Origin of the sequence: Pseudoalteromonas sp. NSLLW24 (assembly GCF_015864725.1) — a bacterium.
Classification (GTDB): Bacteria; Pseudomonadota; Gammaproteobacteria; order Enterobacterales; family Alteromonadaceae; genus Pseudoalteromonas; species Pseudoalteromonas arctica.
In genome coordinates this window covers 227,618-242,516 of the sequence record NZ_JADYWQ010000004.1, presented here as the reverse complement: position 1 = coordinate 242,516, position 14,899 = coordinate 227,618, and the positions used below count along the sequence as shown (strand labels likewise).

Below are 14,899 nucleotides of genomic sequence, written 5' to 3'. Positions count from 1 at the left end.
CTTTAGTAAAACAAGGCAGCGCATCAGCAATCAGCGATAACGATTGGTGGGCACTGGATTTAATAGTATGAAAAAAATAATTACCATCCCTTTACTTTTTATTAATACTTTGCCAACATCAATACCTTAAATGGAAACTAAATTAAGGAATAAAATGAGAGCTCTAATATTTTTAATGGTATCACTTCTATCTTTTTCTAGTTATGGAGGGATAGTTAAGGAAAATACATATGGAACATTATCGAGTGATAGTAACAGCGAAATACTTAAATTTAATAGTGCAGCAGGAAGTATAGAAATAAAAATTGATACAGAGGGTCAAAAGCTAACATACCCAGACGGTAGCTATATTTTTATCAAACCAAAACAGAGCAGTGTGACACGCTTTAGTGCAATGACTGGCCGATCAGAGACTGCTTTGTTGAAAGATTTGTATAGCTCTGTATGGCAAGTTACTAATCAAGTAAAAAATATTGGAGTTTATTTTGAAAACTTTAATAACACTCCTGATATGCCATTGACTCCTGGAGTATGTTTTGATGGTCAAATTCAAGTACCTTGTGGCTTGGGAATGAATCAGAGTAGTAAATTTGATATTTCAGAACTTTTAAATAATGTGCAAACTAACTCTTCATCTTCAGCATGTAGTTATGAAAGAGCTCGCTATACTAACACACCATATAACGGCCATAGCTCATTGTTCAGATGTAGTTTAGGCTCGGGTGTGATTCTTGTTAGCACAGGTATAGGTACTATCGCTTCGTGCATTATAGATCCATCAAAACTCATTTGTGCAGCTGCTGCTAGTGCGTATGTAGGATCAATAGTTTTATATGAAGATAATAAGTTAGCTTGTAATGCTAGTTATGTTGACTCTCGTAGAGCTTTAGAAGCATGTGAAGAGGCTAACCCAGATGCTGGCGGTAGTACTGGCGGCGGCAGTGGCAGCGGTGGCAGCGGTGGCACAGGCGGCGGCAGCGGCGGCAGCGGCGGCAGCGGCGGTTTTTGTACAAGTACAACAGTGTATTCTGTCTGCACATCGGGAGGATGTAATAGTTGGACTGAGATGGCAGTTGTAGGCTGTTAATTAACCTAATTATTTAGGCTCCTTTAATTAGGGGCCTTTTCTATATATGATGAAAGGTTACTGATATCATGACTTTCAGCAAAGCTACTTACCTTGTGCTAAATATCAAATCTATAAAGGTTTTTTTTCTTTTTTTACTTCTATGTATAAGTCCATTTAGCAAATCCTACTTTATTACTTTCACTATATATTTAATGATAACTTTGTTTATCTGCATAGACTTTGAAAGTTTCATTCAAGATAAAAATATACACTTTAATCTTAAGAAAAACATTTTACATCACAAATTAGTTTATACAGTATTATTTACATGTGTGCTTATTATATATCTTGGCATATATCTTGATGTCGAAGAGTTTACTGCAGCTATATATTTCATACCTTTACTATTAGCGCTAGAGTTTCGTCTTTCGTTAAATAAAAATGAAATAAATAAATTTTTAAAATTAAATTTTTTTCATGAAATGCCTAATATAAAAAAATTGTATGCTTAGTTTATTTTGCTTTTATGCCAATAGGTATTTTATTATCTAATAACATTAATAGTTTAGTTATACATTGTATGATTTCATGTGTACTACTATTAATGTTTTTAGATTGTTACGATATTTACTCTGAAAAATTTAAATAAATACGTGACTTATTTCCTCCGTACTAAATCCCAATTAACTCTAATTGTTCTCCACGTGGTAGGTTTTTAATAAGTGACGCTGCTAATTGCGCAGTGGTTTTACACGGTGGATTTAAGAAGTGATCAAACGATTGGGTAATACGGAACGTAGCCCCGCATTCTTTTGTGTTAGTACATGAGCAATATAAATTAACAACATGGGTGCTTAGCTTTTCGCGTGATGTAATTGTTGCTTTAGCTTCGCAATTTGGGCAAGTAACTCGCGCCATAATATTCACCAATCGTTAATAAAATAAACTGTAATTATATAAAGTGTTGATAAGCTTTCCAAAAAGAGTTTTACTATTTAATAAGTAAACATTCAATGTAATAAAAATTAGATAAATGGAGTTAGTATGAGTATCAGTTATGGTTGGGAGAAGCTGTATTTAGCAATTGATTGTCTTACGAGCGAGGGAGATCAGATTAGCAGATTGGTTGATGCTGTTTCATTTAACTTAGCACAAATAACATCAGAAAATGATTTACCTGAAGCTTTAAAGCAACGGTTTGATGATTTAATGGAATCATTTAGAACAGTTCAGCCTTTAGAGGATGAAGGTCTGTTCAGGGCAACAATAAATTCGTTTACAGGAATGGAAAGAAAAGCTGCTATTGAGGAAATAATAAGCCTGTACTCAGAAATATGTAAACATAAAGAATTAGATTGAGTTTAACTTCAAGGCGCAAATTCTTGCGCCTTTTATCTTTAAGCACTTGGCTCTAAATCAAAATTTAGCTGTAACTTACTGCCAATTTCTGAATCCCTTGCTACTTCATCACTCATTAACTTAATTGGCGGTTTAGTTTCGTTTTTAAAATACATGGCATCGTATTTAGTCGAGATGCGAACGCCTGCGATTAAGTATAGCTGAGAACTAAAAAGCCGAAAAATTCACTCCTCCTCGCCTTCCTAGCAAGAAACGTGTCAAATTGACAACCCTAGTGACACGCCATTAATCGTCAGCTAGCCCAGTAAAAGGATCTGTCGTAGGTTTTAAAAAGATCGAACTGTCAAAAAGTGACAATGTTTGACTTGAAGTGACAGCAAAAAGATAAAATTGCTGGTGATTTACCTAATATTTAAATGTCCTTAATTTATTATCAGTTAAGTGATAAACAAATTATGAAATATTTACATAAAGGTTCACAAAGCCAAGAGCGGTTAGATGCACTTTTATCGTTTGGTAAAAGTACCAGTGGAGATATAAAAGCGGCACTCAGTGATTAGTTGGTTCGTGACATTATCAAAACCAATGCAGCAACACTTAATTTTTTACCAGCACCAAATTTAACAAGAGCGCTTAAGCGCGTTGAAGTTGTGGCTGGAAAAATTGAGAAGATTAAAGAGCTAGGTTGGTAAACAATAACATTTGAGGTGAGTAGGTAATTTGGCTGAACACTATTGCCTAGATATTCTCGTTAATTTGATGTAATTTGCTATCGACTATTTAAATAAAATCATAAGGAACTTGATTATGCATACTCCAATTCAATTTTATGTCACTTTACCATTTGACCTTTTTCGACTTGGCCGTAAAACAAAAGCTAAGTTTGACTATATCCGAACTACACCACCAAGAGAGGAAGAACAAACTTGGGATGTAAGAGTTTACAAAAAGAATGATATTGACTTTGTTGACAGTAAATCGGGTGGCTTATCACTATTTAATTACAGAAACCCTAAATTCGGTACGCTGTGGTGGAAGTTACCAGCTAAGTCTAAAATGCCGCAAGGCCTACATGTTTCACTAGATGATGGGGGATCGCTAGGTAAAAACCATTTTACTATTCGCCCTCTATACGATATGCCTGTGACTCTGTACTTAGATAAATTAAATCAGTTAGACTCAATGGCTATCCCTTGTTTTATCGGTATACCAAATAAAGATGTAGGATAATTATGTTTTCACAATTAGAGCTTAGATTAATTAAAAGTACTCTTAAAAGCAGGGTTGAAAAAGAAACAGTAGAGCTTAAACAGCTTGATGAAGATAGCGATGAATATATGGAAAAGGCTAATGATTTAATGGTGCTTGATACATTAATTTCTAAAATTGATAAATCGCAAAATTAAAGCTTGAGGCGCTAGCTCCTAACTAGCGCTTTACTTCCTTTCCCGACCCCCAAAAAGCTCTAAACAATCGCATTAATCCAAGTGTTGAAACCGCAATACCCAGAATCACAAATTCAAAGTACCAGGGCGCGCCTTTATAGCACATTGCTTGCCAACCTTTGTGCATATACGGTTGCATAGCGGGGATAAAGTGACACACAAACAACCCCAAGAAGAATAAAGTAATCACTTCATCCATAATGGCTTTGTCGCGTTTTTTTTAAAACCAGCAAGTCGTAATCGGCGTCGTTTTGCTCGGCTTGCATACAGCGCCTTGCTTTGGCTTCAAACTGGGAAATTTTAAAGCTGTTTTCAGCGCGTGCTACATCAGCGGCCATTTCTGCCGCTATGCGTTTACGCTCAACATAGCTGCCGGTTGAATCGGCTATTGGGTCAGCAATAAATGAAACCAGTGTTTTTAACCATCCTATTATTTAATCCCTCGTATAAATTTAAGAAAGCTTTTAGAGTCTTTGCTAAACGCTTGGTGCCTTAACAGCTGGTTTGGTGGATAAATGAGGTTGTAGTCAAAGGCTTTAAGTCTAAAGTTGTAAGTCAAGTAGTTAAGTCACTGAAACGAAATCGATAAGTTTAAGTTTCGTTGGTTGTTTTTATAAATATCAATTGTCGTAAATTAGTAATTTGGCATTAGACTAAAGTCTATAGGTTAGATTTATTCACTTATTAGGTTTGTTTTAATCGTTTGTCGGTTTTGTGTTAATTCTCTAAAATTCAGTTGTCGGCAACAAGCACGGCTTAACCAACAGGACTACGACCATGAAACTTACTCTTATCAAAACTATCGCTCTTAGCTCACTACTTACATGTTCAGCTGCTGCAATGGCTGAGCAAAGTGATTACAAATTAATGGTTATTGAAACTGCAACAGCGCCACAGCCACTTGAGCAATCATTTAATAGCTGTGCACTGAATGTTAAGTCAAAAAATTACGCTGAGGCTGAAGCAATTTGTACTAAAGCAATTGCGCTTTTAAAAGACGCAGATGGCCCTAAATTTAAAGTACGCCAACTTACATCGTTTGCATTAAGTAACCGTGGTGTTGCACGTTTAAAAGCGAACAACGACACTGCTGGCCTTGCTGATTTATACGAAGCAAACCAAATGTCTACAAGTACAATGGTATCGCACAACTTAACTCGCGCTAAAGAAGAGCTTTCTTTATAAAGTGCTTACCAAAAGCATGTTATAAAATAGCGAGAGTAAAAAAGCCCATGTTAGGTTAATTCCTAACATGGGCTTTTTTGTTTTATTTAATGCGTAAGTTAATACCTTAAATACGTTAATAGAGTAGGGTGTGTATTTATAATTAATATTTTGGGTATGCTTGTTTAGGCTACGCGAATATAATGCGAGATAACCGTATAAAAAATAATACCCCTTCTGCTTTGCTTATTTTGAGCAAGGCATCATTAAATAAATATTGAGATTTAAACCATGGCACCAGGAACCAGCCTAAGCGTACTTGAAATAAGTGCGATATTTTTATCAATTACCGCGTTACTCACCTATGTAAACCATCGCTTTATTGGCTTGCCAACAACCATTGGCGTTATGGTTATTTCGATGCTTTTATCTATCGGCGCTATATTTTTGGGCTTTTTAGGGTTTGATGATCTTATAGATTACGAAGTGAGCTTGCTCGATCAGTTAGATTTTACTGAAGTTTTGCTTGATGGCATGCTCTCTATGCTGCTGTTTGCTGGGGCGCTGCACGTAAATGTTAGCGATTTAAGGCGCTATAAATTGCCAATCGGTATTTTGGCCTGTGTTGGTACGTTGCTATCTACGGTTATTATTGCTGGCGCGCTTTATTTAGTACTTCCATTGCTTGGTTTTGATTTAGCGTTTATTTGGTGTTTACTGTTTGGCGCATTAATTTCGCCAACCGATCCGATTGCGGTAATGGGAATTTTACAATCTGCGGGTGCGCCTAAAAGTATTGAAACCGTGATTGCGGGTGAATCGTTGTTTAACGATGGTATAGGCGTGGTTATTTTTGTGCTTTTATTGGGTGTTTTATCAAGTGGTGATATTCCTACAACTTATTATGTAGCGCACACGCTGGCGGTAGAAGCCGGTGGCGGTATTGTTTTTGGTTTGGTATTAGGTGGTATTTTATATTACTTACTTAAAAGTATTGATAGTTACCAAGAAGAAGTACTCCTTACTTTAGCGGGCGTTATTGGTGGTTATGCACTTGCAAGCCATTGGCATTTGTCGGGCCCACTTGCAATGGTAATGATGGGGTTAATGGTGGGTAATCATGGTCGCAGTATGGCTATGAGCGACAAAACACGTCATTACGTTGATTTGTTTTGGGAGCTAATTGACGAAATTTTAAATGCCATTTTATTTGTACTCATAGGGCTTGAAGTCGTCATGATTGCATTTTCGAGTAATTTATTTATTGCTGGTGGCTTAACTATTTTTATAGTGTTAATGGCACGTTTAATTGTTGTGGGTATAACAACCACTACATTTAATAAGCAATTAGAGTTGCCATCTGGCGCATGGAAAGTTTTAACCTGGGGTGGCTTGCGTGGTGGTATTTCGGTTGCTCTGGTATTGCAATTACCTGATGGGAACGAGCGCGATATTTTGTTGGCTCTGACTTATGCGGTTGTGGTGTTTTCTATTTTAATTCAGGGTTTGAGTATTGGTAAAGTAGCCAAAACTATCCGTTAAATATAAATTGGTTAGACTAAACCTGTTAAATGTAATTTTTAAAAAAGCGTGTGAAATAGCTGTATTTCACACGCTTTTTATTTTTTTATAAAACAAAAGGGGAGTTAAAACGTAAAGCTGAGCTGCACACCGCTGTAAATATGTTCTTGTGCTTCCCAGTAGTCGCCATCTATTTGGCGTGCTCGGGTAAATACTTCTATTTTAAATGGCTTAAAGTGATAACCCGCACCTATACCTGCGTAACCGTCAATGTCGTTGTTCGATTTTTCTATTTGGTAGGTGTTATCGCCTCTATCGTTTTTAAAGGCGAGTTCGAACAGATCTAAGCCAAGCTCGGCGTATATAAAAAAGTCATTGAAATAACCAAGTTTCATTCCGTTGTCCCACGTTATAAATTCTTCTTGCTCGCCTTGTTTATTATCGATTACTGCCGCGCCAATTGCGCTTGTAAAAACAACACCAAAGTTACTGTAATTTTGCTTAACCATCATTTCTACACCCGCAGATGTAATGCTGCTATCGCCATTAAATTCTGATTTTATAAACATACCGGTGTTAGGCATGTTGTTACCGAGCAAAAGCCTTGCGTTTGCATTTTGGCTAAATGATAAAAGCGTGCTTAATAAAATAAAAAGAGAAAGTGTGTGTTTCAAAAAAGTTAACCCGTTAATGATGAGAAGTTAGTAGAGCTACAATTATAAATACATAACTTAGTATTGCATGTAATTAAATGTATAAATTTGTTTGAATGTTACTCAGCTATGCTTAAGTAAGTTGCTCAAAATAAAATCGACTAAATAAAAGCATAAATAATTATATACATTTTAAAACGTAAAGTAGCGATTTTAGGCACGTGCGATGATGCGTAAGCTATTTAAATATATAGAAAAAGTTTAAACGTATTAGACTAAGGTCTATAGGTTAATTTTCTTCACTTATTAGGTTTGTTTTAATCGTTTGTCGGGCTTGTGTTAATTCTCTAAAGTTCAGTTGTCGGCAACAAGCACGGCTTAACTAATCAGGAATATAACCATGAAAACACTTATCAAAACTATCGCTCTTAGCTCACTATTAACATGTTCAGCTGCTGCAGTAGCTGATGCAAGTGATTACAAATTAATGGTTATTGAAACTGCAACAGCGCCACAGCCACTTGAGCAATCATTTAATAGCTGCGCACTGAATGTTAAGTCAAAAAATTATGCGCAAGCTGAAGAAATTTGTACTAAAGCAATCGCACTTTTAAAAGACGCAGATGGCCCTAAATTTAAAGTACGCCAACTTACGTCATTCGCATTAAGCAACCGTGGTGTTGCACGTTTAAAAGCGCATAACGACACTGCTGCACTTGCTGATTTATACGAAGCATCAAAATTGTCTAACAGCACGATGGTATCGCACAACTTAACTCGCGCTAAAGAAGAATTATCGTTATAAAAAACCTTTATAACGTGTTTTATAAAGCGCTTACTAAAGCATGATATAAAATAGCGAGAGTAAAAAAAGCCGATGTTGGGTTAAACCCCCAACATCGGCTTTTTCGTGCTTATTAGCTTTGTATTGTGTTATTAGAAAAATAATAAAACTGTATTTAGTTATTTATTGTTTAGTTGTTTTTATGGATTTTAACCAACTGTAATTACTAAGTATTTTTATGGGTGTTAGACTAAAGTCTATAGGTTAGATTTATTCACGTATTAGGTTTGTTTTTATCGTTTGTGGTAATTGCGCTAACACTCTAAAGTTTAGTTGTCGGCAACAAGTACGACTAACAAATACCAATTTTATTAAAACATGATTATTTTAGCGAATTAAATAACTCACTAACGGCGTTAAAAAATTACTTATATAGAACGACTATATTTCATAATTTTTGCCTTGTTATTAAGCTATTTACTTGACGCTAAAAAAGATCACTAGTTTAAACAATTGCCATAACAGGAATATAATCATGAAATTTACACTTTTAAAAACCATCGCTCTTGGCTCATTATTAACTTGCTCAGCTGCTGCAATGGCTAAACAAGGTGACTATAAATTAATGGTTATTGAAGACTCTGTAACTGCAGCACCCGCATTTGAAAAATCATTCAATAGCTGTGCTTTAAATGTTGAATCAAGAAACTACGAAGAAGCAGAAGCTATTTGTACACAAGCAATTGCATTACTTAAGCAAAGCCATGGTCCGCGTTTAAAAGTACGTGAACTTACATCGTTTGCATTAAGTAACCGTGGTGTAGCGCGTATTAAGGCTCAAAAAGATACAGCTGGTATTTCTGATTTATATGAAGCGGTTCAAATTTCTAAAAACTCACTTGTAACACATAACTTAACTCGCGCTAAAAAAGAGTTATCTTTATAAGAATGCTTGCATAAAGCGCTTATAATTTAGCGAGAGTATAAAAGCCCATATTAGGTAGCACCTAATATGGGCTTTTTTGTATGTTTGCATAACCGTAGTTACCTATTAAATACACTCTTTTTAATAAAGCAGCTTTACTGAATAATAGTGCTTTTAAGAGTGATTTTTAAAGCTTTGTTTTACTAATTTATAGTAGTAAGTACTTGTTACCTAAAACATAGATCTATAAATATAAAAGCACAGGTAAAAATATTATTTTTTAACGTGACTTAACTATTCAGTAAAACGGGATTGTTTTATTTAAGTGGTTGTTTTTGATTGATAATAAAGCCTAATATCTTTGACTTTAGTCTGTTTTTATTTAAAAATCGAAATGATATATATTTTATAGCATTAACTACACGTGAATGCTAATCACTGCTTTGTGATAAATAGCTAGATATTACCTTTGTTTTAATTTTTAGTCCCACCTCAATATTACTAATAATTAAACACGGAATAGAGTAGTTATTAACTTGCGCAATAAAAATAAAAAGCGCAAATAAAGGGATTTAAAAATGCAATTCAAACTAAAAAAAATAGCTGCCTTGTTATTCGGGGTGGGTATTAGCCTTTCTGTATTTGCCGAAGATATAGAGCTATACGTAAACCATAATGTTAAAACCGATGAAAACCCTCGCGTGCTTATTGTGTTTGATACTTCAGGAAGTATGAAGACTAAGTTGCCTAATGGGGGACCTAGAAAAATCGATGCTGGTATAAGCGCTATGACCCAATTAGTAAATGATAACAGCTCGATTGATTTTGGTTTAATGCGTTTTAATGGCAATGATGGTGGTTATGTTATGGCTGGCCTAGGCTCCTCACATGATAAAATATTGGGTCAAATAAAAAAGCTGCCAGCTAGCGGGAATACACCTATCACTGAGACCTTATGGGAAGCTTACCTATATATGACGGGGCAGACGGTTTGGTATGGGCAAAATACGGACAAACGCGATACTACGATTGAGAGAGAGCAAAGTGGTAGTGATATACCTCGTTATGTTTCTCCTTTTCAACAGGCTGTTGGTGCAGATGAGCGTTGTGATAACTCAATTAGCTTAATATTAATGACTGATGGTGATCCGACACAAGATATTACCCGAAATGATGATATAAGAGCTTTATACAAATCTACTTTTGGTTCATATCCTAGTACTACAAGTAATAGTTATTTAGCCGCTTTAGCTCAGATAATACATGGCACAAGAGATGTTGAAGTTGACTTGTACGAGACCACGCCAGAGGTTGCTGATACCGGACGCGTTTTTACTATCGGTTTTGGTAGTGGCATGAGTACAAATGGTAAAAAGCTATTAGAAAAAACCGCTTTATTGGGAGGAGGCGAGTACTTACATGCAGATACATCGACTGAACTTTCTGAAGCGCTTAATAATACAATATCGAAAATACGCGAAGTTAACGATAGTTTTTCATCTCCTACGGTAGCAAGTAATAATGTTGACCAAACACGTAGCCGAGAGTCAATTTACTTTGCGATGTTTTACCCTGAAACAGGCGCACGTTGGAGCGGAAATTTAAAAAAGCTTAAAGTATCTGGTGCAAATATTGTAGATTCAACTGATAAAATAGCTCTTGATGAAAATGGGTTAATTGATGAGAAAGCGCGAACTTTTTGGCTGCCAACTAATAAGCCTGCAGATGGGAATTTAGTAGCTCAGGGTGGCGTAAATTTACTTTTATCAACTTTAGACCCTGATAGCCGTAAAATTTACATAGATAAAACGGGCAGTATTATTGATTTTACTTTTGATAAAGTACAAACCATTTTAAATTTAGCGACAAGTACAGTTACCGATCTTGCCCCTGATTTGATTCCTAATATCGGGTTAACTTTACAGGAGAGTGATATTAACTGGGCACGAGGGGTTGATGTTGATAATGAAGATGGTGATGACTCATCAGTAGATCAGAGAATCAATATTTTTGGCGACCCTTTGCATTCAAAACCGGTATCTATAGATTACGGCGATGGAAGTATTCATATACTTGTTGGTACCAATGCCGGCTTTTTACATATGTTTGAAGACAAAGGCGATACTGTTGAAGAAAAGTGGGCTTTTACACCTGCTGCCTTATTAAAAAACATTCCGGCTTTGCGAAGTAATCTCGCAAATACAAAAGTGTATGGCATGGATGGGCCTATAAGTGTGTTCTTTAATAATAAAAGTTTAAACACTGATGGTTTAAATGATGGCGTTGTTAAAGCAAGTGAGGGCGATGAAGTTTGGGCATTTACAGGCATGCGCCGAGGCGGTAAAAATTACTACGGCCTGGATATAAGTGACCCAGATAAACCTAAAAAATTATGGAATAAGCCAATTGTTGGTGGCTCTGAAGAATTTAAATATTTAGCACAAACATGGTCTAAGCCCCAAATTGCGTATATTAAAGCGTTTGGTGAGGATCCATTGCTGATATTTGGCGCAGGCTACGATACAAACAAAGATAATGCGATTAGAACAACAGATGAAACCGGGCTAGGTATTTACATTGTTAATGCTAAAACTGGCGAAAAGGTATGGGCGCTCACTCCAGATGAACATGGTTTTACCGGTGAGCACAGTATTGCAGCGGATGTAACTACGCTTGACTCAGATTACGATGGGTATATTGACCGAATTTATGCAACCGATACTGGCGGTAATATTTGGCGTGTAGATATTCCTAGTGACGATGAAAGTGATATTACTCATTTTAAGCTTGCGGAGCTTGGCAGTACATTAGCGTCGCAAGACAGACGTTTTTTTTATAAACCGTTAGTTGCGAGAACGCTGTTTAGTAAAGTCACTAAGACCAATTATGATGGTGAAATGATTACGACCCGTTTAGATACCCCGTACGACGCAATAGTTATAGGTAGCGGAAATCGTTCAAACCCACTTGCTACTAATGAGCAAGATCAGCTGTATATGATCCGTGATGAAAACACCCTAACAAAAATATTTACTGAATTTCCAGCCCCAATAGTGCCAGATGATTTAATGAAAATGAATGAAGACCCATTTGGTAACGCACTTGATGACGTTGATAAATTTGTTAACCTTGAAGTTAAGTTAGCCGAATTTAAAGGATGGCGATATGAATTAGGGACGGGCGAAAAGTCCCTTGCTGCAGCAACGGTCGTTGGTGGGGTTGCTTACTTTACTTCCTTTACGCCTGCATCTTCATCATCAACACAAAACCAATGTTCGTTAACGGGTGGCGGTGGTTCGCTTTATGCCTTTCATTTGCATTATGGAACGAAGGTTTATGACGATGTGAAATTTGCAACAAGTAATGATGTACCAGATACACCGAAACTATTTTTTGGGGAAGGCCCGTCGTGTGCAGATAATGATGCGGATGGTAAGTGCGATTGGGATGATGCAACGGATGTAACGCAAGTTAGTCAGTTTTATTTAATAGGCCCTGGGGTTAAAGGTTCTGATAAGCCGATAAAAGCTATTGAAATACTTGGGCCAAATTTAAATGTTGAAGGTGGAAAAGTTAAGCTAGTAAATGGCGCTGAACCAATTGGTTTTGGCTTTAAAACCCAACAAACATATATTTATAAACGCGAAGAAAACGATAGTCAGGCACATTAAAAACACGATGTTATAGACATAAGCCACCTTAATTAGGTGGCTTTTTAATTTTAAGAGCGAATCAAAAATGCTGATGGTTTGCTTATATAATTGTTTTATAGTTATCGAAGCGCTCTAAACCAACCCATGTATGATACACATTCGTTTACAAAATACTGCCTATCACTCAAGCCCTTTATTTTAGGTACCTGTAGTCCATATTAGTCAACAATAGCTGGTCTTAGTTATATTTAATTAACAAATGTAAGAGCAAAATTTAACATGACGTGTCACTATATAGGTACAGAGCATGTTAACTTGTTGCCATCCCCCCATAAAAATTCAATAAATTTCTGTTGTTTAAATTTATACCAAGCTGCATAAATCTTTGAGTAATTAACGAATTAAATTGCACTATAACGTCGTTAAAAATTTTTTATTTAGAACAACTAGATACAAAAATTTTTGCCTAGTTCTAGCGTAATTTTCTTAACGTTAAATAGACCCCATATATAAGCAGATTGGTATTACTTATTTTGTATTAAAGTAACTTATTTAATTTATAACAATATGATTTTTAATAATAATTAAAGTGCAAAAAAGGAAGTCTTTGTATGTTTTTTAAAAAAAGTCAGTTAGCTATTTCATTAGCGTTTACGCTAGGCCTTGTTGGATGTGGCGGCGGTGGCGATGATAAAGTAGTCGTTGTAGAGCCAGTTGTAGCTAAGCCTGACCCTATAAAAGTAGACCCCGTAGAAGTTAACACTATCTCACTCACTGGAAAGGTCATTGATGGTTATGTATCTGGTGCAATAGTATGGCTAGATATTGATGGCGATGGTATTTTTGATGAGCAATCAGAACCTTCTGTAGTCTCTGAAGAATCGGGTAATTATAGTTTTAATTTTACCGAAGAGCAGGCGCTGTGTGTGCCGTATTCAACTATGTATGTTGATGTACCGGTTGGTGCAATTGACGAGGACTTAGGAGAGGTAACACAAGCGTATCAAATGTCATTTCCACCTTCAATTGAGGCTTTGACTGATGAAGATATTCGAAATATATCACCTTTAACAACCGTTATTTGGGAGCAGTTGAGCCTTCAATTACAAAAAAGTGGTAACAATAATTTAAGTTGTGATGTACTTAAAGAAAATACTGAGCTACTTGCAAACCTTCAAAGCGAAATAACAAATGTTATGCAAAACTTGGTTGCGCATTATAATTTGTCGACAGAGCAAATTTACTCAGATTTTATCGCTACTAACGACAGCGACGCTTACGACAGAGCACAAGCAATTGTTAAGGGACTAAAAGCGGCCTATAAATTCAAGCAAGAGCTAGATGCTCAGTATCCTGATGCAGAAGAAGTAAGAGCAGTGATTTACCAGGACACAGCAAAAGATGCAGAGTATGGATTTGAAAATGCATGGTACCGCGATAAAGTTATTTTTGCAGGCGCTGAACTTATTTATGAGCAAGTAAAGCTTCAAAATACAGACGAACTCGACAAAATTGACGTTATTTTGTCTCGATTGGATTCAACAGATACGCCTTGGGGCGAAGAATCGTTAAATGGGAAACTAACAGTTAGAGACGATGTTTCCATTAACGCCGATCGTACTTACCGATGCTCTAGCATTGAGAACGTTAGTTTTGAGCAAAGCAATGTGCTTTATGGCGTTGATAATACAAGTCCATCGGTTAACTTCCCAACAGCAGATGAATGCGTTAGTGCTAATTTAGATACACCGTTCGAGCGAGGTTTTAGCATTAGCTATACTGAGTCGGGATCGTTTTACCAAACTGACTTTGCCTTTAGAGAGGAAAATGCCGACTTTCAAACATTATCTGATTGGGTAAATGTTAAAGACAAAGCTGCTGATTTAGAAACTCAAGATTTAGTTACTGTACTCCCTGCTATGCCTCATAAGTTTGATGACGAAACATCTATTGATGCTAGCTTTTGGCGTAAATATAAAACCACAGATAATGTACGTATTACAAAAACGATTGAAGGGAAATGGTTTAGAGATACCCGCCGAGAAGATGGAACAATGCTGCATGAGTGCGGTGAAAATGGTGTTGACTGGGTGCAATGCGAATAATTTAAAAAGCACTTTAATAAATATTAACTTAATGCCAGTCAGTTAATAACTGACTGGTATTTTTTTGTTTGAAAAAGCTTACTTTTATGTGCGGTTATAACTATATACCTGATGAACACTATTTTTAATCTGTTTTTTACTTGGGTTTACTGTAAAATTACTGGGTTAACATTTGTTAAGTAATACTTACAATTGTTATTGCTCATTAAGTATTTAAACTA

13 protein-coding genes are annotated in these 14,899 nt (G+C 36.1%); 10 read left to right on the top strand and 3 right to left on the bottom strand.

All coding sequences use genetic code 11. The annotated features are described in order from the left end of the window. Positions 1-154 precede the first annotated feature (154 nt). Complete coding sequence (locus I6E72_RS05900; RefSeq protein WP_197111454.1) at positions 155-1,087, top strand: hypothetical protein; 933 nt, start codon at positions 155-157, stop codon at positions 1,085-1,087. A gap of 654 nt (positions 1,088-1,741) precedes the next feature. Here I6E72_RS05900 and I6E72_RS05895 read toward each other — a convergent pair. Beyond that, positions 1,742-1,987, bottom strand: a complete 246-nt coding sequence (locus tag I6E72_RS05895; protein WP_197111452.1) for an ogr/Delta-like zinc finger family protein — start codon at positions 1,985-1,987, stop codon at positions 1,742-1,744. A gap of 126 nt (positions 1,988-2,113) precedes the next feature. On the opposite strand from I6E72_RS05895, the gene I6E72_RS05890 reads away from it, so the two are divergent. From I6E72_RS05890 to I6E72_RS05875, 3 genes are all read left to right on the top strand, one after another. Then, positions 2,114-2,428: a hypothetical protein gene (locus I6E72_RS05890; protein ID WP_197111450.1), complete on the top strand. Its 315-nt coding sequence runs from the start codon at positions 2,114-2,116 to the stop codon at positions 2,426-2,428. A gap of 807 nt (positions 2,429-3,235) precedes the next feature. Then, positions 3,236-3,658 (top strand): hypothetical protein, encoded by a 423-nt coding sequence (locus I6E72_RS05880; RefSeq protein ID WP_149614061.1) that lies wholly within the window; start codon positions 3,236-3,238, stop codon positions 3,656-3,658. A 2-nt stretch (positions 3,659-3,660) separates the two neighbouring features. Then, positions 3,661-3,834, top strand: a complete 174-nt coding sequence (locus I6E72_RS05875) for a hypothetical protein (RefSeq protein ID WP_008135644.1) — start codon at positions 3,661-3,663, stop codon at positions 3,832-3,834. Positions 3,835-4,064: 230 nt separating this feature from the next. On the opposite strand, the gene I6E72_RS19720 is transcribed toward I6E72_RS05875, so the two are convergent. Further along, entirely contained in the window at positions 4,065-4,211 is a 147-nt protein-coding gene (locus tag I6E72_RS19720; RefSeq protein WP_231616905.1) for a hypothetical protein, read from the bottom strand. 439 nt (positions 4,212-4,650) lie between these two features. Here I6E72_RS19720 and I6E72_RS05865 point away from each other — a divergent pair, with 439 nt between their 5' ends. Continuing rightward, a complete protein-coding gene (locus tag I6E72_RS05865) occupies positions 4,651-5,058 on the top strand; it encodes a hypothetical protein (protein WP_101162764.1) in 408 nt (135 codons plus the stop codon). A gap of 270 nt (positions 5,059-5,328) precedes the next feature. Continuing rightward, a complete protein-coding gene (locus I6E72_RS05860) occupies positions 5,329-6,579 on the top strand; it encodes a cation:proton antiporter (protein ID WP_197111447.1) in 1,251 nt (416 codons plus the stop codon). A gap of 104 nt (positions 6,580-6,683) precedes the next feature. Here I6E72_RS05860 and I6E72_RS05855 read toward each other — a convergent pair whose 3' ends face one another. Continuing rightward, positions 6,684-7,232, bottom strand: a complete 549-nt coding sequence (locus tag I6E72_RS05855; protein WP_197111445.1) for a hypothetical protein — start codon at positions 7,230-7,232, stop codon at positions 6,684-6,686. 379 nt (positions 7,233-7,611) lie between these two features. Here I6E72_RS05855 and I6E72_RS05850 point away from each other — a divergent pair, with 379 nt between their 5' ends. From I6E72_RS05850 to I6E72_RS05835, 4 genes are all read left to right on the top strand, one after another. Continuing rightward, positions 7,612-8,016: a hypothetical protein gene (locus tag I6E72_RS05850; RefSeq protein ID WP_024600636.1), complete on the top strand. Its 405-nt coding sequence runs from the start codon at positions 7,612-7,614 to the stop codon at positions 8,014-8,016. 514 nt (positions 8,017-8,530) lie between these two features. Continuing rightward, positions 8,531-8,941 carry a hypothetical protein gene (locus I6E72_RS05845; protein ID WP_024600637.1) on the top strand — a complete coding sequence of 137 codons (411 nt, stop codon included), beginning with the start codon at positions 8,531-8,533 and terminating at the stop codon, positions 8,939-8,941. A 557-nt stretch (positions 8,942-9,498) separates the two neighbouring features. Next, positions 9,499-12,591, top strand: a complete 3,093-nt coding sequence (locus I6E72_RS05840) for a pilus assembly protein (protein ID WP_197111443.1) — start codon at positions 9,499-9,501, stop codon at positions 12,589-12,591. A gap of 593 nt (positions 12,592-13,184) precedes the next feature. Then, the gene (locus tag I6E72_RS05835) at positions 13,185-14,678 is read left to right on the top strand and encodes a hypothetical protein (RefSeq protein WP_197111441.1); all 1,494 of its coding nucleotides are present in this window, start codon (positions 13,185-13,187) and stop codon (positions 14,676-14,678) included. Positions 14,679-14,899: the final 221 nt, after the last annotated feature.